This is a genomic window from Kitasatospora dryopteridis (genome assembly GCF_050749075.1).
Classification (GTDB): domain Bacteria; phylum Actinomycetota; class Actinomycetes; order Streptomycetales; family Streptomycetaceae; genus Kitasatospora.
Window position 1 is genome coordinate 2,001,792 of sequence record NZ_CP192749.1, and the last position, 21,424, is coordinate 2,023,215.

Here is a 21,424-nt window from a genome sequence, read left to right on the forward strand (position 1 = left end):
CCTGCCTGCCGACGTGAGCGGGTTCTCCGCGGTCGAGGAGGCGCTGGCGATCGAACGGGCGCAGCGGCTGACCGATGTGATCACCCGGCTGCGCCGAGCCCTGCGCAGCAGCATCCGCACGGACTACCCGTGGGAGTCGCTGCCGATGGCACAGGTGGAGCTGCTGCAGACACTGGCCGCCGCGCCGATGCGGGTCGGCGAGCTGGCGGCCCGCCAGCGCCTGGCGCCGAACACGGTGAGCGGTCTGGTCGGCAAGCTGCTGGAGGCCGGCTTCGTGGACCGGCAGGCCGACCCGGGCGACCGCCGCACGGCCCGGATCGCGCTGACGGACGCCGGCCGCCGCCAGCTGCTCGACTGGCGCCGGGCCCATGAGCGCCGCCTCGCCGACGCCCTGGAGAGCCTGTCGCCGGCCGACCGCGACGCCGTGATGGGCGCCCTCCCCGGCCTGGAGCAGCTCGCCCGCTCACTCGCCGGGGACGTCTCCGTCGAGGACCGTCCGACTCCCTGACTCCCCCACCGGGCCCACGCACCCGTCTCCGGGGCCCGCGGAGGATCAGAACAGCGTGGCTCCGCGCTCGTGGTCGAGCAGCCAGCGCTTGCGGTCGACGCCCGCGGCGAATCCGGTGAGCGTGCCGTTGGCGCCGACGACCCGGTGGCACGGGCGGATCACAAGCAGCGGGTTCGCCCCGACCGCTCCGCCCACCGCCCGGACGGCCGTCGGCGGCAGGCCGGCCGCGGCGCCGAGCTCGCCGTAGGTGACGGTGCTCCCGTACGGGATGTCGTCCAGTGCGGCCCAGACCGTCTGCCGGAACGGGCTGCCCTCGGGGGCGAGCGGGAGGTCGAACTCGGTGCGGGTGCCGTCGAAGTAGGCGGTGAGCTGGCGGACGGCCGGGGCGAGGGCCTCGGCGTCGGGCAGCCACTCGGGCTCGGGTTCGGCCGGTGTCCCCTGCTTCCCGGGGGCCGTCACGGACAGCAGGGCGACCGGGCAGTCGCCGTCGGCCCGGCCCGCGAGCAGCAGCTGCCCGAGCGGGCTCGGCATGGTGGTGAACACCGTGGTCATACCGCCACCTCCTCGGCGGGTGCGCCGTCCTGCGGCAGCCCGGCAGACACGGTCCGCACCGCCGCCGCCCGTGCCGCCGTCCGTTCCCCCGCGGCCTGCCGCGGCGCCGCATGTCCGGGCGCTGCGGCGGAGAGCCAGAGCCGGTGCACCGCGTACGAGCGCCACGGCGCCCAGGGCCGGGCGGCGGTCAGTGCCGCGGCCGGGTCGCCGGGGCGGCCGAGCCGCTGGAGTCCGTGCCGGACGCCGGCGTCGCCGGGCAGGAAGACGTCGGGGTCGGCGAGGGCCCGCATCCGCAGGTAGCCGACGGTCCAGGGGCCGATGCCGGGGAGGGCGAGCAGGTCGGCGGCGGCCTGCTCGCGGTCGACGCCGCCGTCCAGCCGGACGGTGCCGTCGGCGAGCGCCGCGCACAGGCCGCGCAGGGCGCGGCGCCGGGCGGCGGGCATGGCGAGGTCGGAGTCCTCGGCCTCGGCCAGGGCGGCCGGGGTGGGGAAGAGCAGCCGGAGGCTGCCGCTGGGGACGGGCAGCGCGGCGCCGTACCGCTCGGTGAGCCGGGCGGTGAGGGTGCGGGCGGCGACGACGGTGATCTGCTGGCCGAGCACGGCGCGGACGGCCAGCTCGTGCGGGTCGACGTGGCCGGGTGAGCGGACACCGGGCCGGGCGCGGACGGCGGCGCCGAGCAGGCCGTCCGCGGCGAGCTGTTCGTCGACGGCGTCCGGGTCGGCGTCCAGGTCGAGCAGGGCGCGCAGCCGGTGCACGGCGGTGGTGAGGTCGCGCAGGTCGGTGAGGGTGAGGCGGCAGTCGAGCCAGCCGCGGGTGGGTGCGTCGCCGGCGGCGAGCCCGTCGACCTCGGCGACCGCGTGACCGTAAGGGAGGGCGAGGGTGCGGCGGTAGGTGCGCACGCCGGGGCGGCTGCCGGGGACGACCTCCTCGATGCCGGGGACGGCGCGCAGCGCGAGGAAGTCCAGCAGGTGGTCGCTGTCGAGGGCACCCCGGTAGGCGAGGCGCAGGGCGAGGGTGCCGGCTGCGGGGGCCGGGGCGGTGCGGCGTCCGGCGGTCTCGGCGCGCAGTCCGCTCGGGGTGCGGTCGTAGACCTCGCGGACGGTGTCGTTGAACTGGCGGACGGAGGCGAAGCCGGCTGCGAAGGCGATCTCGGTGACCGGGAGGTCGGTGGTCTGCAGCAGCAGGCGGGCGGTCTGGGCGCGCTGGGCGCGGGCCAGGGCGAGCGGGCCGGCACCGAGTTCGGCGGTGAGCTGGCGCTGGAGCTGGCGGGCGCTGTAGCCGAGGCGGTCGGCGAGGCCGGCGACGCCCTCGCGGTCGACGACGCCGTCGCCGATCAGGCGGACGGCGCGGCCGACCAGGTCGGCGCGGTGGTTCCACTCGGGGGAGCCGGGGACGGAGTCCGGGCGGCAGCGGCGGCAGGCGCGGTAGCCGGCGCCCTGGGCGGCCGCGGCGGTGGGGTAGAACGTGCAGTTGACGCGCTTGGGGGTCACCGCGGGGCAGCTGGGCCGGCAGTAGATGCCGGTGGTGCGGACGGCGGTGAAGAAGACCCCGTCGAAGCGGGAGTCCCGGCTGTCCACGGCCCGGTACCTGGTGTCGTCGTCGATCACGCCCTCCAGTCTGCGCCATCCCCGGGGCGCCGACTGGCGGGATTCGGACATCACCGTGGGGGCTGATCGTCGCCCGCTCGCCTCCGGGCGCTGTGTTGTCGCCCGCTCGCCTCCGGGCCCTCCTGACCCGGCGCCGACGGTCGTCGCTCCGTCGCTGCGCTCCCTCGCTCCTCACTTTCGGCACCGGCGGGCCCTTCGGCTCGGGGCGGGGGCGCTCCCTCGCTCGCCCTCCCTGCCCGCCGACGGGCAGGAGGGACCCACCCTTTCGGCACCGGCAGGCCCTTCGGCTCGGGGCGGGCCCGGGCCTCGCCGCGCCGTTCGGCAGGCAGCATCGCGCGGTGCGGCTGCGTCCGGTGTGTGCCGATTTCTGGGAGCGCTCTCAACCCCTCGACGCACCCGATAGGCTTCGATGCGAACCGTTCCGTGAGAGGAGCCCAGGGTGTCGCAGCATCAGCCCACCGGCGCCGGACCCTCCGCCGCCCAGCCCTCCGGCGGCGCACCGTCCTCCGGCGGGTCCCGGCGCGCCCGGGCCGCCGGCCGCCCCGCACCCGGGGCCGCGGGCAGTGACCCCGGCCGCAGCGAGCCCCCGGGGGCTGCGCCGAGACCGACCCTGGAGTCCGTCGCCGAGCTCGCCGGGGTCTCCCGGGCCACCGCGTCCCGCGTGGTCAACGGCGGGGCCGGGGTGCGCGCCTCGCTGCGCGAGAAGGTCCAGCGGGCGGTCGAGGAGCTGGGGTACGTCCCCAACCTGGCGGCCCGCACCCTGGTCACCCGCCGCAACCACGCGGTGGCGGTCGTCGTGGCCGAGCCGGAGAGCCGGCTGTTCTCCGACCCGTTCTTCGCCCAGCACCTGCGCGGCATCTCCCGCGAGCTGTCCGCGGCGGACAACCAGATGGTGCTGCTGCTCGTCGAGGACCAGGACGATTACCAGCGGGTCGGCCGCTACCTGGCGGGCGGCCACGTGGACGGCGCCCTGCTGTTCTCGCTGCACCACAGCGACCCGCTGCCGGACATGGCACGGAGGGTCGGGCTGCCGTTCGTGATAGGCGGACGCCCCGGCTGGCCCGGCGCCGAGTCCGACCGCGAGCTGGTCTACGTCGACAGCGACAACCGCGGCGGCGGGCGGATCGCCGTCCAGCACCTGCAGTCCATCGGCCGGACCACGATCGCCACCATCACCGGCCCGCTCGACCAGACGTCCTCCCTCGACCGGCTCGACGGCTACCGCGACCTGCTGCCCTACGGCGACCCGGACCTGATCGCCGAGGGCGACTTCACCCCGGACGGCGGCGGCCGGGCCATGGCCGAACTGCTCGCCCGCCGGCCCGACCTGGACGGCGTCTTCGCCGCCTCGGACGCGATGGCCTCCGGCGCGCTGCGGGTGCTGCGGGCTGCCGGCCGCCGGGTCCCCGAGGACGTGGCCGTGGTCGGCTTCGACGACGTCGAGCAGATCTCCGCCTGGACGGAGCCGCCGCTCACCACCGTCCGCCAGGACATCGAGGACATGGGCCGTCTGATGGCCCGCCTGCTGCTGCGGCGGCTGTCCGGCGCGGCCGAGCCCGCCACCGGCCGGCGCGGTCCGACCTCGGTGATAACCCCGACCCGGCTGGTGGTCCGCGGTTCGGCCTGACCGCCACCGCGAGATCCCCGGACCGGGCGTCAGTTCTCTTCGCCGCCCGGACGGTTCGTACGCATGGCAGGATGCCCGCATGAGGTCGGGACTGCCGTTCGGGGAGGGGCTCAGGGCCGAGCTGGGGTCGCCGGGCCCGGCGCGCAGGCTGGCCAGCAGCCCGCGGTCGCGGGTGTGGCGGGTCGAGGTGTCCGGCACACCCGTGGTGGTCAAGCAACTGCGGGACGCCCCGGAGGCCGCCGAGCGGTACGCGCGCGAGACGGCCGCGCTGGAGCTCGCCTCCCGGGTCGACCCGCCCGTGGCGCCGCGGCTGCTCGGGGCCGACCCGGAGCAGCGGGTGCTCGTCCTGGAGCATGTGGAGCACCGACAGCCGCGCGGGGACTGGATGGTGGCCTACGCGGAGGCGCTGGCCCGGCTCCACGCGGCCGCCGGGGCCGGGGCGGTCGGCCGCCTGCCCGCCTGGTCGGGGCCGACCGCGCAGGACGCCGACGCCTTCCTCGCGCTCGCCCGGGCGCTCGGCGTCGCGGTGCCGTCCGGTGTGCCCGCCGAGTTGGACGCCCTTCTGGACCGCCTGACCGGCACCCCCGGCCACGCCCTGCTGCACGGCGACCCCTGCCCCGGCAACGACCTGCACACCGGCGACGGCGTCCGGTTCGTCGACTTCGAACAGGCCTCGCTGGGCCACGGCATCGTCGAACTCGCCTATCTGCGCATCGGATTCCCGACCTGCTGGTGCTCCACCGCCCCTCCCCCGGAGCAGCTGGAGGCGGCCGAGGCCGCCTACCGCGCCGCCTGGCACGCGGCGACCGGCACCGAGGTCCTGGGCGACCCGACCGACGCCTGCGCGGGCTGGCTGCTGCGGGGCGACGCCCTCGTCCAGCGGGCCCACCGCGGCGGCGTCGACCACCTGGGCCGGCTCCCGCACCGCGACTGGACCTGGGGCACCGCCACCGCCCGCCAGCGCCTGGTGCACCGCCTCGGGGTCGTCGCCCGGTCGGCCGCCGACACCGGCGGGCCGGAGGCCTTCGGGCGCCTCTGCACCGCCGTGCGCGACAGCATGCTCGCCCGCTGGCCCCGCCTCCGGCCGCTGCCCGCCGAGCGTCCCCCGGAGTAGTCGCGGAGGGGCGCCGCAGCCCGTCCTCCCGGCGAGTCGGTGCGGTGGGCGGCCACGACGGTCGGTCCGGTGCCGGGGTCAGGCCGTCGGGGAGCGCCGGGCGCGGGCCCGGCTTCCGGCGGCGACGGCGAGGGCGAGCAGGAGCAGTGCGGTCGCGGCGGCGAAGGTGGTGCGGGTGCCGGTGGCGACGGCGACGGGGCCCGCCGCGGTGATGTCGGCGCTGCCGGAGGCGAGGGCGAAGACCGCGCCCATCAGGGACGCGCCGGTGACCAGCCCGAGGTTGCGTGCCAGGTTGAGCATGCCCGAGACGACGCCCCGCCGGTCCGGGTGGACGTCGGCCATGACCGCGGTGTTGTTGGCCGCCTGGAAGAGCGCGTAGCCGGCGGTGACCACGACGACGGGCACGAGGTAGCCGGCGGGGCCGAGCGCTGCGGGCAGGACGGCCAGCAGGGCGCAGCCGGTGGCCGCCGCGGCGAGGCCGAGGAGGGTCATCCGCGGTGCGCCGAGGTGGTCCACGATGCGGCCGGCGGGGATGCCGGTCAGTGCGGAGACGAGCGGGCCGGCGGACATCGCGAGGCCGACGGGTGCCGCGGCGAGGCCGAGGGCCCGGGAGAGGTGGAAGGGCCCGACCACGAGGGTGGCCATCATGACGGTGGAAACCAGGGCACTGGTGGCGAGGCCGGCGCCGAGGGCGGGGTCGCGGAACATCGCCGGTCTGATCAGTGGTGCCGCGGTTCGCGTCTCGACGAGGAGGAACAGGCCGGTGCCGAGGGCGGCGGCGGCGAGCAGGGCCAGGTTGAGCAGGCCGAAGCTGCCGCGTCCCGTGGTCATGGCGAGGGCGTAGGCCCCGAGGGTCAGGGCGAGCAGCAGGGTGCCCGCACGGTCGAAGCGGGGGCGGTCGGCCCCGGGCCGGGGGTGGTCGGCGGGCAGGTGGCGGTGGGCGAGGAACAGGGCGAGCAGGCCGAGCGGGACACCGGCCAGGAAGACGGCCCGCCAGCCGGGTCCGGAGATCAGCACGCCGCCGAGCGAGGGGCCGAGGGCGGTGCCGATCGCGGAGGTCGTCCCGAGCAGGCCCATGGCGCTGCCGGTCCTGGCGCGGGGCACGGTCGCTCCGACGAAGGCCATGGCGAGCGCTGTCATGGCGGCCGCGCCGAGGCCCTGGGCCGCCCGGGCGGCGATCAGCACCGGGAGCGAGGGGGCGAGGCCGCACAGCACGGAGGCCGCGGTGAACAGCAGGATGCCGCCGAGCAGCAGTCGGCGGCGGCCGGTGAGGTCGCCGAGCCGTCCGACGCCGACGATCAGGGTGGTCATGGCGAGCAGGTAGGCGAGGACGATCCACTGGACCTGCTGGAAGGAGGCGCCGAAGGCCTGCGCGAGGGTCGGCAGGGCCACGTTGGCGATGCTGGTGCCGAGCGAGGCGAGCAGGACGGCCAGTGCGAGGGCGGCCAGTGCCCGGCGGGCGGACGGGGTTCGCGGTGCCGCCGCAGGTGCCTTCGGTACCCGGGGGCGGGATTCCCGGCGGCGGCCGGGTGCAGGGGCTCCGGAACGCACCGGCGAGCCTGTCCGTGTCGGCGCGTCGGTAGGTATCGACCTACCTGTCGATGCCGGCGTGTCGGTAGGCATCGACGTACCTGTCGACGTCGGCATGCCGGTAGGCATCGACGTACCTGTCGATGCCGGTGTGTCGGTAGGTGCCTGGGGGCCGTTGCCCGCCGCGACGGTCTTGTGTGCGTCTTCCACCGCGGGTCTCCTTTCGCTCGCCGCTCACGGTGCGGCCGACCGGCGGGTTCGGCAAAGTAACCTTGCCGGTATGGCAAACGACGATGCCGAGGTGCTGGCCTCCGTGGGGCCGCGGCTGCGCGCGCTGCGCCGGAAGCGGGACATCACCCTGGCCCAGCTCTCGGAGAACACCGGTGTCTCGGTGAGCACACTGTCCCGGCTCGAGTCGGGCGAGCGCCGGCCGACGCTGGAGCTGCTGCTGCCGCTCGCGCGGGCCTACCAGGTGCCGCTGGACGAGCTCGTGGGTGCGCCGCCGGTGGGTGATCCGCGGGTGCGGTTGAAGCCGATCAGGCGGGCGGGTGCGACGATCGTGCCGCTGACCCAGCACCCGGGCGGTGTGCAGGCGTTCAAGATGGTCATCCCCACCTCGCGCAAGGAGCCCGACCCCCGGACGCACGAGGGCTACGAGTGGCTGTACGTCCTCGGCGGGAAGCTGCGGCTGGTGCTCGCGGAGCACGACGTGGTGCTGAAGGCGGGCGAGGCCGCCGAGTTCGACACCCGGCAGCCGCACTGGTTCGGCAGCACCGGTGAGGGCCCGGTGGAGGTCCTCAGCCTGTTCGGCCCCCAGGGCGAACGGATGCACGTCCGCGCGAAGCCCCAGGGCGCCTAGCGCGTATCGAGTCGTGATCATCGGGTGGTCCTGGTGAGGTCTTTGATCCAGATCATCGAGGCGTGCAGGTGGAGACTGGCGAGGTAGCTGTCGGGGAGTCTTGTCGTATCGGGTGTCTCACCGTCCCGGTTCCGGCCTCCTGGTACGTCACGCTCTGGGGCGGGTGAGGCACGTGGAGCAGACGTGAGCCGACCGGTGCGCTGATGTCCGGGCGGGGACTCATGGGACATGGCCCGGCACCCGGCTCAGGTTCCGGGGAGGATACGGCGCGTTTCGTAGGCCCACATCGCGATCTCGACCCGGTTGCGGGCGCCGAGTTTGGCCATCAGGCTGGCCAGATGCGTCTTCACCGTGCTGAGGCTGATGTGCAGTGCATCGGCGATCTCGGTGTTGGTCAGCCCGCGAGCGACGGCGAGGAGCACCTGCTCCTCGCGGGCGGTGACGGGTGAGACCGGCTGGGCCGCGGGCCGGCCGGCGGGCAGGTCCGCGAATGCCTGGAGCAGACGGACGGTGACGCTGGGCGCGATGAGCGCCTCCCCGTCGGACGCCGACCGTACGGCCTGGGCCAGAAGGTCTGGTCCCGTGTCCTTGAGGAGGAATCCGCGGGCGCCGGCACGCAGCGAGCCGTAGACGTACTCGTCGAGGTCGAACGTGGTGATGACGACCACGGCCAGCGGGTCGGCGACGCCCGGGCCGGCGACCAGCCGGGTGGCCTCGAGCCCGTCGAGTACGGGCATGCGGATGTCGAACAGGCAGACGTCGGGGCGCAGTTCGCGGGCCAGACGTACCGCTTCCTGTCCGTCGGCGGCCTCGCCGACCACCTCGATGCCGGGCTGGGCGTTCAGCATGATCCGCAGCCCGGTGCGGATGATCGTCTGGTCGTCAGCGACGAGGACGCGCGTGGACACCGCTCTCGCTCCTCGCTCTCGGCAGCTCGGCTTCGACATGCCAGCCCCGGTCGGTGCCCGGGCCGGCTCGTAGTGTGCCGCCGATCAGGGTCGCGCGCTCGCGCAGTCCGGTAAGTCCGTATCCGTCGCGACCCCGGCCGGTGCGCCGGCCGTTGTCCCGCACGCTCACCCGTACCGTGTGCCGTTCCGCGGCGACCCGGACGACGACCTCGGTCGCGTCGACCGCGTGGCGCAGCACGTTGGTCACCGACTCCTGCACGATCCGGTAGACGGCGGCGTCCACGGCCGGGGGCAGCGTGTCCAGCTCGCCGTCGAGCCCCAGGTCGACCCTGATGCGACCGCCGGGGGTGCGCACCAGGCGCTCCAGATCCGCGACGCCGGCAGGGGGCGCCAGCTCGGCGCCGACCCCGCGGTCGCGCAGCGCGGCGACCATGGCGCGCATTTCCTCCAGCGTGCGCGCCCCTTCCTCCTCGATCCCCTCCAGCACCTCGACCGCGGCGGACGGGTCGGTGCCCGCGAGCACCCGGCCCGCCTGGGCGATGATCACCATGGCCGACACGTGGTGGGCCACCGTGTCGTGCAGTTCCCGGGCGAGCTGCTCGCGCTCGCGGGAGCGCACCTGCTCCAACTGCCGCTCGCGAGCGGTCACCCGGAACCGCATCGCGGCCCCGAGCACGCCGGGCAGCAGGCCGAAGAGGAAGCCCACGACCTTGTCGACGACCGGGGTCTCGGCCGTGACGGCACACAGCGCGCACGCCGCGACGATCACCGCGCCGCCCAGCACGATCTCCCGTCCCGATCCCCACCGGGGCAACGCGTACACCAGCACGAGCACGACCACGCCGGTGTTCAGGCCGACGGGCCCGCCCGGTGCGGCGACGAGCGCGACCACCTGAAGCAGGATCACCGAACCGAACGCCAGCGTGGCCATCGCCAGCGGGCGGGTCCGGCGCCACAGGGGCAGCAGGCACAGCCATACCGCGAACACCGTCGCCACCGGACGCCACACGACGTTCTCGCGCAGTGCGGCCTCCAGCGCCACACCGGCGAGGCCGGCGGCGAGCAGGGCCCAGTCCCGCCGCACCCGGGCGGGCGGGTCGGGCGGCCGGGGTTCGGTCCACAGGGTTCGCAGGTCGTCTCGGAGCACGGTTCCCAGCCTAGGGACCGCGGCGTGCCGCGCATCGGCCGAAAGGACGGGTCGTCACTCCGCCCCGGGGCCGACGGATCCGCGGCCCGCGGGCCGATGCCGCAAAGCGCCGTGGCGACGAGCCTCGGTATCGGCGGCCGTACAAGGACGGCCGACGAGGTGGTTGGAGGACCCGATGCTCTCGAAAGCCCTGTTGCGCCTGGGCACAGGCGCCGCCCGCCATCCCTGGCGGGTGATCGCGACATGGCTGGTCGCCGCTACGCTCGCCGTCCTCGCCGCCGTCGCCTTCGGCGGGCGGAGTGCGGATTCGATGACCGCTCCGGGACTGGACTCCCAGCGGGCCGCGGAACTGATCGAGCGGGCCGGCACCGGCCAGGAGGGGATGACCGCCCAAGTGGTCGTCACCCCCCTCGACGGCGCTGCGACGTTCTTCGACCACGACAGTGCGCGCACCGCCCTCACGCGGCTGCAGACCGAGGTGAAGCGGCTGCCGCACGTGCTCGGCACGAGCGACCCGGCGGGGGCACTCGACGCAGGCGGGGACAGCGCCGTGCGCGGCGGCCTCGTCTCGGTCGACGGGCGGATCGCGGTCGTCCGGGTGCAGTACCCCGACCAGAGCCGGCTGTCGGCCGAAGACCTCGACGCCCTCGTCGATCTCGGCGACCGGCTGCGCGCCGAACTGCCCCTGCGCATCGAGATGGGCGGGAGCCTCTTCTACGCCTTCTCCGACCCCGACGGCGGCGTCAGCGAGTTGATCGGCCTCCTCGCCGCGGCCACGATCCTGTTCCTGGCGTTCGGTTCGCTCGCCGCCGCCGCGCTGCCGATCGGCATGGCGGTCTTCGGACTGACCGTCGGGGTCGCCACGATGACCGTACTGGCGGGGGTGACGGACGTCCCCACCTTCGCACCGGTCCTGGGCAGCATGGTCGGGCTCGGAGTGGGCATCGACTACGCGCTGTTCGTGCTCGCCAGGCACCGGGAGTACCTCGCGCGCGGGCTCGATCCCCGCGAGGCGGCGGGGCGAGCGGTGGCCACGGCAGGGAGGCCCGTGGTCTTCGCCGGCGGCACCGTCGTCGTGTCGATCCTCGGCCTGGCGGTCGCGAACGTCCCGTTCATGACGGTGGGCGGGCTCGCCGTCTCGATCGTCGTCCTGATCATGGTGGTCGCGTCGGTGACGCTGCTGCCGGCCTTCCTCGGCGCCGCCGGCCCACGCCTGGCCCGGGCCGGCCGGATCGGCCGGGCTCTGCAGACCAGGAAGCCGGGCCGACTCGCACGGCGGCGGGACCCGGCGGCAGGCGCCGCCCACGCCGCCGGGTGGCGTCGCTGGATCGGGCACGTCAGCCGGCACCCGGTGCCGTACGCGGTCGGCGCGGCGGGGCTGCTGCTGACCGCGACGCTGCCCGTGCTCGGCCTGCGCGTCGGCCTGCCCGACGACGGCTCACTGCCCCACAGCCGTACCGAGCGCCGGGCCTACGACCTCGTCGCCGAGGGGTTCGGCCCGGGCACCAACGGTCCCCTCGTCCTCGCCGCGGACCCCGCCGGTGATCCGGGAGTGCTGGACCGACTCGTCGCGACGGTCGCGGCGGATCCGGGCATCGCATCCGTCGCGCCGACGCACATCGATCCGGCCACCGGCATCGCGACCCTCGTGGTGTTCCCGGCCACCAGCCCTCAGGACAAGGCCACGGCCGACACCATCGCCCGCTTGCGCACCGACGTGCTGCCCGCGGCGATCGGGCACGGCCCGGCCAGGGCCCACGTCGGCGGCGCCGCCGCGAGCCTGTCCGATGTGGGCCGACGCACCAGCGAACGCCTGCCGGTGTTCGTCGCCGCCGTGCTGGCGATGTCGTTCCTGCTGCTGATGCTGGTCTTCCGCTCGGTACTCGTACCGCTCAAGGCGGTCCTGCTGAACCTGCTGAGCATCGGCGCGGCCTACGGCGTCATGGTCGCGGTCTTCCAGTGGGGCTGGGGAGGCGCACTCATCGGGCTGGAAGCGACGGTTCCGATCGTGTCGTTCATCCCGATGTTCCTCTTCGCCATCCTGTTCGGCCTGTCGATGGACTACGAGGTGTTCCTCCTCTCCCGCGTCCGCGAGGAGTACCTGCGCACCGGCGACAACGGCACGGCGATCGTCGAGGGCATCTCGCGCACCGCCCGGATCATCACCTCGGCCGCCCTCATCATGGTGGCGGTCTTCCTGTCCTTCGCCGTCGCCGAGGACCCCTCCGCCAAGATGTTCGGGCTCGGCCTGGCCACCGCGATCTTCATCGACGCCACGGTCGTCCGCATGGTGCTGGTACCGGCGACCATGACACTCCTCGGCCGGACCAACTGGTGGCTGCCGAAGTGGCTCGACCGGTTGCTCCCCCGCGGCCCGGTCGGCACCGACGACACCGACGCCGAATCCACGGGTGAGGCCCCGCGTCCACGGCTGGTTGACCGTTGACTCAACTCCTGCCCGCCCTCGGCGTCCGGCACCTCAGCGCGTCACCCAGGGGCATACGGAGTCGTGATCATCGGGTGGTCCTGGTGAGGTCCTTGATCCAGATCATCGAGGCGCGCAGGTGGAGACCGGCGAGGTAGCCGTCGGGAGTCTTGTCGTATCGGGTGGCGATGCCTCGCCATGCTTTGAGCTTGCCGATCAGGCGTTCGACGGTGTTCCGCTCCTTGTAGGGATCGGCGTCGCGGCTGACGGGTCGGCCACCTCCGGAGCCCTTCTTCTTCCGGTTGGCGGCCTGGTCCTTCTTCTCCGGGATGACCGCCTTGATGCGGCGTTTGCACAGGTGGGCGCGGTTTCCGCGGGACGAGTACGCCTTGTCCCCGGCGACCGCGTCCGGCCGGATGCGGGGTCGGCCGACGGGCCCGCGTACCCGCACCTTCTTCAGGACGGGGATGAACTGCGGGCTGTCCGCTGCCTGGCCTGTGGTCAGGATGAACGCCAGCGGGCGGCACTTGCGGTCGGCGGCGAGGTGGACCTTGCTGGTCCGCCCGCCTCTGGAACGTCCGAGGAGGGCGGCCTTCAGCCGGAGTTTCCGCCGACGCCGGATGCGTCGTCGTTCTTCCAGCGCGGGATCACTTTCGGTCTCTTGCCCGTTTTGCTCTTCGAGGCCGCCCCCTTTGACCTGGCCTTCTCCTCCTCGGCCGCGGCTTTCTCCAGGGCGGTGACGCCGTCATCGTCGAAGTGCGTCCCGGCCGCGTCGCGGTGGGCTCGGGCGATGGCGGAGTCGATGCCGACCAGGGACAGGTCCACCTCACCCCGCTTCGCGGCTTCCGTGATCAGGCCCTCCAGCAGGGCCTCGAAGACGCCGGCGTCACGCCCACTGCCGGAAGCGGTTGTGGACGGTCGACCAGGCGCCGAACCCCGTCGGCATCTCCCGCCACTGCCCGCCCGTCCTGAACCGCCAGATCACGCCCTCGAACTGCTGCCGCAGTCGCTCGGGGTACGGGCCGTACTCGCCGATCGGCAGGTACGGCTCGATGAACTCCCAATCCGGATCGGTCAGTTGCACTCGCGCCACGTAAGACCGTCTATCGGACCGGACCGTGCCACGAAGGCACATCCCGCAAATTGATCACGACTCGATACGCGCCCCAGGGGCCTGTCCGGCGGAGCTTGTCGGATCAGCGCGCGGCGTCGCGCGCCCGGCAAGATCCGCCGGACAGACCCTGGTGGACCCGGAACCCCTACAGGCGTCGGGGTCCGGCACCGTCCTCGGCGAGTGCGTCGCCGGGGTTCAGCAGGGCGCAGGCCTTCATCGAGAGGCAGCCGCAGCCGATGCACCCCGTGAGTTCGGCCTCGAGCCGTTCGATGGTCTGCCGGCGCTCCTCCAGGCGGCGCTTCCAGCCGCGCGAGGCCCGCTGCCACTCCTGGTGGCTCGGCGGCCGGTCGAGCGGTACGTCGGCGAACGCCTCCCGGAGGTCCTGCAGCGGGATGCCGATCCGTTTCGCCACCGAGATCAGGGCGACCCGGCGCAGCATGTGCCGGGGTAGCGGCGCTGGTTGCGCTCGTCGCGTTCGGACGCGATCAGGCCGAGTTCCTCGTAGAACCGCAGGGCGGACACCGCCGCCCCGGTCCGCGCGCTGACCTCGCCGATGCCCAGCCGGTCGTCGGGGGTGGCCCCGGCGCCGTCGGGCTGGTGGATCGTCATGCACCGCCTCCTGTTGACCTCAAGTTTACTTGAGGCCCTACGGTCGGCTGCGCCAGAGCGGCAAGCAGCACCGACCCGGAGAGGACGGCAGCCCGATGACGTTTGTGATCGCCCTGCCCTGTGTGGACGTCAAGGACAAGGCGTGCCTGGACGAGTGCCCCGTCGACTGCATCTACGAGGGGGAGCGGATGCTCTACGTCCACCCCGACGAGTGCATCGACTGCGGCGCCTGCGAGCCGGCCTGCCCGGTCGAGGCGATCTACTTCGAGGACGACACCCCGGAGCCGTGGCGGCCGTTCAACACGGCGAACGCCGAGTTCTTCACCGACCTCGGCTCCCCCGGCGGCAGTGCGAAGCTCGGCCTGATCGAGAAGGACCATCCGATGGTGGCGGCGCTGCCGGTCCAGGACACCGTCTGACCTGCCGGGGGCGCGGGGCGCTGCGCAATTCGGATGCGGGCCGTCCGTGTGCCGACCTAGTGTGGCGGGATGGACCGTACTGCCCACGAGGGCCTGCCGAAGGCCGAGTTCGCTTTTCCGGGGCCGCTGCGGGACGCCCTGGTCGGGGCGATCCTGGACGGCTCGAAGACCAGCACCACCGGGCTGCTGGTGGAGTACGAGAAGTTCGGTGAGGCCCTTCCCGAGGCCGGCCTGCTGGAGGCGGTGGTGGACTCGGCGGACCGCGTGGTTGCGGTGATCGAGCTGACCGAGGTGCGGATCGCGCCGCTCTCGGAGGTCGATCTCGCGCACGCCGTGGACGAGGGCGAGGGCTACACCTCGGTGGCCGAGTGGCGGGCCGGGCACGAGGGTTTCTGGCACAGCGCGGAGATCCGGGCCGAGCTCGAGGACCCGGGGTTCACCGTGGACGGGTCGACGCTGCTGGTGCTGCAGCGGTTCCGCGTGGTGGAGCGGGTGGGCCCGGCCGTCGGGTGACGGCCGGGCCCACGGGCCGCGTACGGGTCAGTTGAACGGGATGCGCAGCACCGAGGCGCTGCCCTGGGCCTGGGTGGCTCCGACCCGCAGCTGGGCGGGGGCGTTGCCGATGGCGGACCAGATCTCGATGCGGACGGTGCCGTGGTCGAGGGTGCCGAGGGTGCCGGTGACGGAGCTCGGGCCGGTGGCGGCGCCGGAGTAGCGCTCCCAGCCGGCGACCGGGTCGGTGGCGAAGTACCGGTAGGTCTCGACGCGTTCGAAGGTGCCGTCGCCGGTGAGGTCGTAGGAGATCCGGGCCTGCTGGCCGAGGCCGACGGCGCTGCCGGCGTCGACCCAGAGGTCGAAGTCGGTGGCCGCGCCGGGCTTCACGGTGCCGCTGAGGTTGCGGATCTCGTAGGCCTTCGCCTGGTACGGCGTGCCGTCGTGGTTGGTGCCGCCCGCGGAGGGCAGCGTGTCGGTGGCGGCCGCGGTGCCGTAGGCGGTGGTCAGGGTGCCGCCGGGCTGCAGGTAGAAGGTGTTGCCGGTGGTGGCCGTCGCGGTCGGGCTGGGCGTCGGGGTCGGGGTGGGTGTCGGCGTCGCGGTCGGCGATCCGGTCGGGGTGGGCGACGGGGTGACGCCGCCGTTGCCGCCGTCCTCGCGGCTGCCGCGCTCGCTGGCGGTGGACCGGGCGGGCACGGTCAGCGTGTAGCCGTCCGAGAAGTGCACGGTGCGGGCGGCGGTGGTGTAGTTGTGCGCCACGTGGGTGCGGGTGCCGCCGTTGCTGAAGACCGCCGCGGTCGGGGTGTCGGCGGTCGTCGCGGGGTCGAGGGTGCCGAGCGAGGCCAGGTCGTAGATCCAGTGGTAGGTGTGGGCCTTGGACTCGCCCTCCTCGGGGGTGTAGCCGGCGTTCCCGGCGTCCCAGTCGGCCTTGGCGGCGGCCGGGTCGGTGAGGGCCTCGGTCTCCCAGAGGATGTCCCGCCAGTCGGTGAAGGCGCCGCCGTTGTTGGCCTTGAGCTCCGCGAGGTTGGCCCGCAGGTCGTCCTGGCGGCGGCCGAGGTAGAGCGATCCGCCGTTGACCGGGAGGAAGTTGATGCCGTGGATCATGCCGGGCGAGGCCGTCCACCAGGTGGAGTAGGCGGCGCCGCTGCCCCAGACCATGCCGACGGTGGAGTGGCCGAAGGTGCTCGGGAAGACGGCGTGGTCGGCGTCGAACCAGTACTGCTGAACGGCGTTGGCCTCGGTGGTGTAGAGGTAGACGCCGAGGTCGCGCAGCGCGGTGTCGCCGGTGGTGGAGCCGTAGAGGATCAGCGCGGAGCTGAAGTTGAGGCCCTCGGAGGAGGACTCCTGGTTGTTGCCGGCGGCGAAGCCCGCGTGGCCGGAGGCCCAGCCGTGGCCGGCGTAGGGGTCGAAGTTGCGCAGCAGCGGGAAGCGGCCGTCGGTGCGGTCGGCGTTGGCGCCGTCCTTGGCGAGGAGCTTGACCATGCCGCCCCAGGCGGAGTCGGCGGCCCAGGCGGCGTCGTAGCGGGCGACGGTGGCGGCGGCCTGCACGAAGTAGCCGTAGTGGAAGTGGTGGTCGTTGAGTTCGGCGTCGGTGCCGTAGGAGGCGGGGTAGCCGATCAGGGTCTTCCAGGTGTTGTCGTAGGCGAAGACGGTGGAGCCGGTGCCCTTGAACCAGGTCTGGAGCCTGCCCTTGATCAGGCCGAGCAGCTTGTCGCGGGTGGCGCCGTCACCGAGCTGGTCGGCGACGGGGACGAGCTGGGCGAGCCGGCCGAGGGCCTTGCCCGTCCAGTAGGTGTCGGTGGCGCCCTGCCAGGGGTCGGAGGCGTTGGCCTCGGCCTTGACCAGGTTGGCCAGCGCGGTGCGGTCGTAGGAGCCGACGCCGGGCAGTGAGGGCAGCACGCCGGTGACGGTCTGGGTGGTGGTGAAGCCGTTGCCCTGGCGGACCTTCATCTGGCCGCGGGGCGAGGTGTAGGTGAGGCCGGTCAGCTGGTCGGCGGTGGCCTGCCACTGGTGCCGGTAGAGGGCGAGCAGGGTGCCGGTCTGGCTGCCCTCCTGCGGGACGGTGGTGGCGGTGTAGGAGGTGGAGAGGGTGCCGGCGGCCTCCTGGTAGCTCCAGTCGACCCTGGTGTCGGTGACGAAGCTGTAGGCGTAGGTGCGGTACTGGGCGAGGTCGGCGGGCGAGGGCAGGACGGCGACCGAGTAGTAGTCCTTGGCGCCGAGGGCGGCGGTGAGGGTGGTGCCGTTGACCGTCCAGTCGGTGCCGGTGGGGGCGAACAGGCCGTAGTGGTGGCCGCCGACGGTGATGCCGAGGACGTTGCCCTGGTCGGCGAAGACGGTCGGGGTGCCGGCGGCGGTGATCTGGGCGGCGCCGCCGGTGGCGTGGGCGTAGACGTAGGGCAGGCCGTGGCCGACGGTGGCGCTGAAGGTGCGGCTGCCGTCGGCCCAGTAGGGGGTGACCGTCCAGTCGGACCAGCCGTCGACCTTGGTGTCCGGGGAGTTGAGGCCGGCGACGCCGAGGGTGAGGTCGCGGGTGTGGGTGTAGTCGTACTGCCGTCCGTCGCCGGTGATCGTCGGCGTGGTGGGGTAGCCGACCTCCAGGCCGCCCGCGGCGGCCTTGAAGGTGAACGGGTGGGCGTACATGTTCTCGGAGTACGGGTTGCCCGCGTAGCGCTGGTAGACCAGCGAGGACCACCAGTCGTTGGTGGGGACGGCCTTGCCGGCCATCCTGGCGGTGACCTTGGGGGTGACGGGGGCGCCGTCGGCGTTGCTCGGCCCGACGGTTCCGGCGGGGCGGGTGTCGGCGTATCCGCCGAGGCCGACCGGGACGGTCGCGGCGGCGGCGCTGCCGGCGGCGACCGTGGCGGTGAGGGCTGCGGCGGCGGCCAGGGCCAGGGCGGTGACCGCCGCGGCCGGGCTGCGCAGGGATCTGAGCTTCATGGGGTCCACCTCGGGTGGGGGTGGGGGACGATGAGAAGTGAAAGCGCTCTCAGCGATCGGACCGTAGGGCCCGATCCGACGGAGTGTCAATGAATTGAACGGAATCCCCCGGGCGGCCCGACCGGGCTTGTGGCGCACGCCGGGATTCCTTGCCTGGCCAGGGCGGTAGCGCCCCCGATCGGCGGGAGAGCGCTGCCCGGCCGGAGATTACGGTCAGGTTTCGACCCCTTGACGCCCGCCCTGCCGCCCCGGCACTCTCCTTGCATCGCTGAGAGCGCTCTCAGAAATGGCTCCGGGACTCCGGTACGCCAGGACACGGCTGCGCCCTCGGTCGGTGCGCGCTCGGCACGAGCGCACTCCCCTCGCAGACTCCACGCCACCCACCCTGCCCGGTCAGGAGACATCCCCATGCGTCCGTTCAGAGCCCGCCCGGCCGCCCTCGGCACCGCCGCCCTCGCGGCGGCCCTGCTGCTCTCCGCCTGTTCCTCCGGCAGCACCGCCTCCAAGGACGCCGCCGACGGCAAGGTCACCCTGACGATCGACCTCTTCGGCACCTTCGGGTTCAAGGAGACCGGCCTCTACGACGAGTACATGAAGGCCCACCCGAACATCACCATCAAGCAGTCCGACACCCAGGACGAGGCCCAGTACTGGCAGGCCCTGCAGACCAAGCTGGCCGGCGGCGGCGGTGTCGCCGACATCCAGGGCCTGGAGGTCGGCCGGGTCGCGAGCGTGGTGCAGAAGCAGGCCGACAAGTTCACCGACCTCAAGACGCTCGGCATCGGCAACGTCAACGACGAGCTGGTCCCCTGGAAGGGCGCGGCCGTCAAGACCGCGGACGGCAAGGTGCTCGGCGCGGGCACCGACATCGGCCCCGAGGCGATCTGCTACCGCACCGACCTGTTCAAGGCGGCCGGCCTGCCCACCGACCGCACCGAGCTGGCCGCCAAGTGGTCGACCTGGCAGGGCTACCTCGACCTCGGCAAGCAGTACGTGGCCAAGGCCCAGGCGGGCAACGCCTGGACGGACAGCGCGGCGGGCATGTTCACCGCCGAGGTCGGCCAGCAGAAGGTCCGCTACTCCGACGAGAGCGGCAAGGCCGTGTACGAGAGCAGCCCGGCCGTGAAGACCGCCTGGGAGGACGCGACCAAGCTGGTCGCGGACGGCCTGTCGGCCAAGCTGCCGCAGTGGACGCCGGAGTGGAACAAGGCGTTCTCCACCGGCAAGTTCGCGACGCTGAGCTGCCCGGCCTGGATGATCGGCTACATCAAGGGGCAGGCCGGCGACGCCTCCTCCGGCAAGTGGGACATCGCCGCGGGCCCGGGCAAGACCGGCAACTGGGGCGGCTCGTACCTGGCGGTCCCGCGGACGGCCAAGCACCCGAAGGAGGCCGCCGAGCTGATCAAGTGGCTGACGGCCAAGGAGCAGCAGGTGAAGCTGTTCACCAAGCAGGGCTCCTTCCCCTCCAGCACGGCCGCGCAGTCGGAGATCAAGTCGGTGCAGGACCCGTACTTCAACAACGCGCCGATCGGCCAGATCTTCGCGGAGTCGGCGGCGGCGATGCCGGCGCAGGTGCTGGGCACGGACGACGGTGTGGTCAACAAGGCGTTCACGGACGCGCTGGGCGAGGTGGAGCGGACCAACACCGCTCCGGCCACGGCGTGGCAGCACGCGCTGGACAACATCAAGAAGGCCAGCGGTAACTGACGCCCCACCATCGGCCCCCGGCCCGTGCGGCCGGGGGCCCTGTCGAAGGACTCCCATGGCCATCTCCTCTCCCCCGGCCCCGGCGGCGGCCGGCGACCCGGTGTGCCGGCGCCGGCCGCGGCGGCCCGCCGGTCCGGTCCGCGTGCTGCGGGGCGGCTCGCCCCGTACGGCTTCGTCGCGCCGTTCTTCGTCCTGTTCGCCGCCTTCGGGCTGTTCCCGCTGCTGTACACGGCGTACGTGTCGCTGCACCGGGTGGAGTTGCAGACCTCGGAGCGGATGGACTGGCTGGGTGTGCAGAACTACACCCGGCTGTTCGAGGACCCGTTCTTCTGGAACGCGCTGGGCAACACGTTCACCATCGGCGTGCTGTCGACGGTGCCGCAGCTGCTGATGGCGCTGGGTCTGGCGCACCTGCTGAACTACAGGCTGCGCGGGCGGACGTTCTTCCGGGTCGCGATGCTGATGCCGTACGCGACGTCGGTGGCGGCGGCGACCCTGGTGTTCGCCCAGCTGTTCGGCCGGGACTACGGGCTGATCAACTGGCTGCTGACCTCGGTGGGCGTCGGCCCGGTGGACTGGCAGGCGAGCACCTGGGCCTCGCAGTTCGGCGTGTCGGCGATCGTCACCTGGCGTTGGACGGGCTACAACGCGCTGATCTACCTGGCGGGCATGCAGGCGATCCCGGGCGAGCTGTACGAGTCGGCGGCGATGGACGGCGCTTCGCGCTGGCAGCAGTTCCGGCACGTGACGATCCCCGGTCTGCGGCCGACGATCGTCTTCACCGTGGTGGTGTCGACGATCGGCGCGACCCAGCTGTTCGGTGAGCCGCTGCTGTACGAGGGCAATGCGGGCGGCGGCATCTCGCACCAGTACCAGACCCTCGGCCTCTACATGTACGAGCAGGGCTGGACGTTCTTCCACCTGGGCCGCGCGGCGGCCGTGGCGTGGGTGATGTTCCTGCTGATCGTCGTACTCGCCCTGCTGAACGCGGCGATCGCCGCCCGGCGCAACCGTACGGACCGGTGATCGAGATGAAGCTCGCCAAGCGTTCCCCGCTGCAGGGCGGCCCGCTCGCCTACGCGGTGCTGGGTGCGGCCACGCTGATGTTCGTCTTCCCGTTCTACTGGACGCTGGTGGCGGCCAGCCGCACCAACGCGGAGCTGAGTGCGGCGGTGCCGGCGTTCACCCCGGGCCCGAACCTGTTCCACAACCTCGGCGAGGCGCTGGAGCAGGCGGCGATCGGCACCGCGCTGTGGAACTCGCTGATCGTCTCCGGTGCGGTGACCGTCGGTGTGGTGCTGTCCTCGACGCTGGCCGGGTTCGCGTTCGCGAAGCTGCGCTTCCGCGGCCGGGGCCTGCTGCTGGCGCTCACGATCGGCACGATGATGATCCCGCCGCAGCTGGGTGTGATCCCGCTGTTCATGGTGATCGTGAAGATGGACCTGCAGAACAAGCTGCCGGCGGTGATCCTGCCCGCGCTGGTGTCGGCCTTCGGCGTGTTCTTCATGCGGCAGTTCCTGATCCAGGCGCTGCCGGACGAGCTGATCGAGGCGGGCCGGGTCGACGGCGCCTCGGCGCTGCGGATCTTCTGGTCGATCGTGCTGCCGGTGGCCCGGCCGGGCATGGCCGTGCTGGGCATGCTGACCTTCATGGCCACCTGGAACGACTTCTTCTGGCCGATCGTGGCGCTGAGTTCGCAGAACCCGACGGTGCAGGTGGCGCTGAAGTCGCTCGGCCAGGGCTACGTGCCGGACCAGTCGGTCGTGATGGCCGGCACGCTGCTGGGCACGCTGCCGGTGCTGCTGGTGTTCGCGCTGCTCGGCCGGCAGATCGTCGGCGGCATCATGCAGGGCGCCGTCAAGGGCTGAC

General features: G+C 73.2%; 16 protein-coding genes and 2 pseudogenes. 10 read left to right on the forward strand and 8 right to left on the reverse strand.

The features are described from left to right. Window positions 1-13 precede the first annotated feature (13 nt). Entirely contained in the window at window positions 14-508 is a 495-nt protein-coding gene (locus ACQ614_RS09125) for a MarR family winged helix-turn-helix transcriptional regulator (protein WP_431677927.1), read from the forward strand. Between the two features lie 45 nt (window positions 509-553). On the opposite strand, the gene ACQ614_RS09130 is transcribed toward ACQ614_RS09125, so the two are convergent. Both ACQ614_RS09130 and ACQ614_RS09135 read right to left on the reverse strand, forming a co-directional pair. Then, window positions 554-1,060: a methylated-DNA--[protein]-cysteine S-methyltransferase gene (locus ACQ614_RS09130; protein WP_431677928.1), complete on the reverse strand. Its 507-nt coding sequence runs from the start codon at window positions 1,058-1,060 to the stop codon at window positions 554-556. Further along, window positions 1,057-2,718 carry a DNA-3-methyladenine glycosylase 2 family protein gene (locus ACQ614_RS09135; protein WP_431677929.1) on the reverse strand — a complete coding sequence of 554 codons (1,662 nt, stop codon included), beginning with the start codon at window positions 2,716-2,718 and terminating at the stop codon, window positions 1,057-1,059. The genes ACQ614_RS09130 and ACQ614_RS09135 overlap by 4 nt, the downstream gene beginning before the upstream one ends. Window positions 2,719-3,277: 559 nt before the next feature. Between ACQ614_RS09135 and ACQ614_RS09140 the strand changes: the two genes are divergently transcribed. Then, entirely contained in the window at window positions 3,278-4,294 is a 1,017-nt protein-coding gene (locus tag ACQ614_RS09140; protein ID WP_431683869.1) for a LacI family DNA-binding transcriptional regulator, read from the forward strand. 79 nt (window positions 4,295-4,373) lie between these two features. Beyond that, on the forward strand, window positions 4,374-5,408 hold the full coding sequence (locus tag ACQ614_RS09145; protein WP_431677930.1) for an aminoglycoside phosphotransferase family protein: 1,035 nt from the start codon (window positions 4,374-4,376) through the stop codon (window positions 5,406-5,408). A 78-nt stretch (window positions 5,409-5,486) separates the two neighbouring features. Here ACQ614_RS09145 and ACQ614_RS09150 read toward each other — a convergent pair whose 3' ends face one another. Continuing rightward, window positions 5,487-6,959, reverse strand: coding sequence for an MFS transporter (locus ACQ614_RS09150; protein ID WP_431677931.1), 1,473 nt, complete (start codon window positions 6,957-6,959; stop codon window positions 5,487-5,489). Window positions 6,960-7,218: 259 nt separating this feature from the next. On the opposite strand from ACQ614_RS09150, the gene ACQ614_RS09155 reads away from it, so the two are divergent. After that, on the forward strand, window positions 7,219-7,797 hold the full coding sequence (locus ACQ614_RS09155) for a helix-turn-helix domain-containing protein (protein WP_431677932.1): 579 nt from the start codon (window positions 7,219-7,221) through the stop codon (window positions 7,795-7,797). Between the two features lie 245 nt (window positions 7,798-8,042). Here ACQ614_RS09155 and ACQ614_RS09160 read toward each other — a convergent pair whose 3' ends face one another. Further along, a complete protein-coding gene (locus tag ACQ614_RS09160; RefSeq protein WP_431677933.1) occupies window positions 8,043-8,705 on the reverse strand; it encodes a response regulator in 663 nt (220 codons plus the stop codon). Continuing rightward, complete coding sequence (locus ACQ614_RS09165) at window positions 8,680-9,852, reverse strand: sensor histidine kinase (RefSeq protein WP_431677934.1); 1,173 nt, start codon at window positions 9,850-9,852, stop codon at window positions 8,680-8,682. Before ACQ614_RS09165 ends, ACQ614_RS09160 begins: the two co-directional genes overlap by 26 nt. A gap of 175 nt (window positions 9,853-10,027) precedes the next feature. Between ACQ614_RS09165 and ACQ614_RS09170 the strand changes: the two genes are divergently transcribed. Continuing rightward, window positions 10,028-12,298: an MMPL family transporter gene (locus ACQ614_RS09170; protein WP_431677935.1), complete on the forward strand. Its 2,271-nt coding sequence runs from the start codon at window positions 10,028-10,030 to the stop codon at window positions 12,296-12,298. Window positions 12,299-12,365: 67 nt separating this feature from the next. Here ACQ614_RS09170 and ACQ614_RS09175 read toward each other — a convergent pair. Together ACQ614_RS09175 and soxR are read right to left on the reverse strand one after the other, a co-directional pair. Further along, window positions 12,366-13,370: pseudogene (locus ACQ614_RS09175) on the reverse strand (IS5 family transposase). 166 nt (window positions 13,371-13,536) lie between these two features. After that, window positions 13,537-14,000 (reverse strand): annotated as a pseudogene (soxR, locus tag ACQ614_RS09180) (redox-sensitive transcriptional activator SoxR). Window positions 14,001-14,095: 95 nt separating this feature from the next. Between soxR and fdxA the strand changes: the two are divergent. Together fdxA and ACQ614_RS09190 are read left to right on the forward strand one after the other, a co-directional pair. Next, the gene (fdxA, locus tag ACQ614_RS09185) at window positions 14,096-14,419 is read left to right on the forward strand and encodes a ferredoxin (RefSeq protein ID WP_363495505.1); all 324 of its coding nucleotides are present in this window, start codon (window positions 14,096-14,098) and stop codon (window positions 14,417-14,419) included. Window positions 14,420-14,488: 69 nt separating this feature from the next. Then, window positions 14,489-14,932, forward strand: coding sequence for an ASCH domain-containing protein (locus ACQ614_RS09190; RefSeq protein WP_431677936.1), 444 nt, complete (start codon window positions 14,489-14,491; stop codon window positions 14,930-14,932). A gap of 27 nt (window positions 14,933-14,959) precedes the next feature. On the opposite strand, the gene ACQ614_RS09195 is transcribed toward ACQ614_RS09190, so the two are convergent. Next, window positions 14,960-17,848: a glycosyl hydrolase gene (locus ACQ614_RS09195; RefSeq protein WP_431677937.1), complete on the reverse strand. Its 2,889-nt coding sequence runs from the start codon at window positions 17,846-17,848 to the stop codon at window positions 14,960-14,962. A gap of 402 nt (window positions 17,849-18,250) precedes the next feature. Here ACQ614_RS09195 and ACQ614_RS09200 point away from each other — a divergent pair, with 402 nt between their 5' ends. The 3 genes from ACQ614_RS09200 to ACQ614_RS09210 are packed head-to-tail and all read left to right on the forward strand — an operon-like array spanning window position 18,251 to window position 21,423. Further along, a complete protein-coding gene (locus tag ACQ614_RS09200) occupies window positions 18,251-19,555 on the forward strand; it encodes an extracellular solute-binding protein (RefSeq protein ID WP_431683870.1) in 1,305 nt (434 codons plus the stop codon). A 39-nt stretch (window positions 19,556-19,594) separates the two neighbouring features. Further along, the gene (locus tag ACQ614_RS09205; protein WP_431683871.1) at window positions 19,595-20,581 is read left to right on the forward strand and encodes a carbohydrate ABC transporter permease; all 987 of its coding nucleotides are present in this window, start codon (window positions 19,595-19,597) and stop codon (window positions 20,579-20,581) included. Then, window positions 20,578-21,423, forward strand: coding sequence for a carbohydrate ABC transporter permease (locus tag ACQ614_RS09210; protein ID WP_431677938.1), 846 nt, complete (start codon window positions 20,578-20,580; stop codon window positions 21,421-21,423). Before ACQ614_RS09205 ends, ACQ614_RS09210 begins: the two co-directional genes overlap by 4 nt. Window position 21,424: the final 1 nt, after the last annotated feature.

Excerpts from the sequence above, each read along its gene's own strand:
- ACQ614_RS09190 (WP_431677936.1), top strand. The coding sequence starts at position 14,489 with ATGGACCGTACTGCCCACGAGGGCCTGCCGAAGGCCGAGTTCGCTTTT.
- ACQ614_RS09170 (WP_431677935.1), top strand. The coding sequence starts at position 10,028 with ATGCTCTCGAAAGCCCTGTTGCGCCTGGGCACAGGCGCCGCCCGCCAT.
- ACQ614_RS09145 (WP_431677930.1), top strand. The coding sequence starts at position 4,374 with ATGAGGTCGGGACTGCCGTTCGGGGAGGGGCTCAGGGCCGAGCTGGGG.
- ACQ614_RS09155 (WP_431677932.1), top strand. The coding sequence starts at position 7,219 with ATGGCAAACGACGATGCCGAGGTGCTGGCCTCCGTGGGGCCGCGGCTG.
- ACQ614_RS09135 (WP_431677929.1), bottom strand. The coding sequence starts at position 2,718 with ATGTCCGAATCCCGCCAGTCGGCGCCCCGGGGATGGCGCAGACTGGAG.
- ACQ614_RS09195 (WP_431677937.1), bottom strand. The coding sequence starts at position 17,848 with ATGAAGCTCAGATCCCTGCGCAGCCCGGCCGCGGCGGTCACCGCCCTG.
- fdxA (WP_363495505.1), top strand. The coding sequence starts at position 14,096 with ATGACGTTTGTGATCGCCCTGCCCTGTGTGGACGTCAAGGACAAGGCG.
- ACQ614_RS09130 (WP_431677928.1), bottom strand. The coding sequence starts at position 1,060 with ATGACCACGGTGTTCACCACCATGCCGAGCCCGCTCGGGCAGCTGCTG.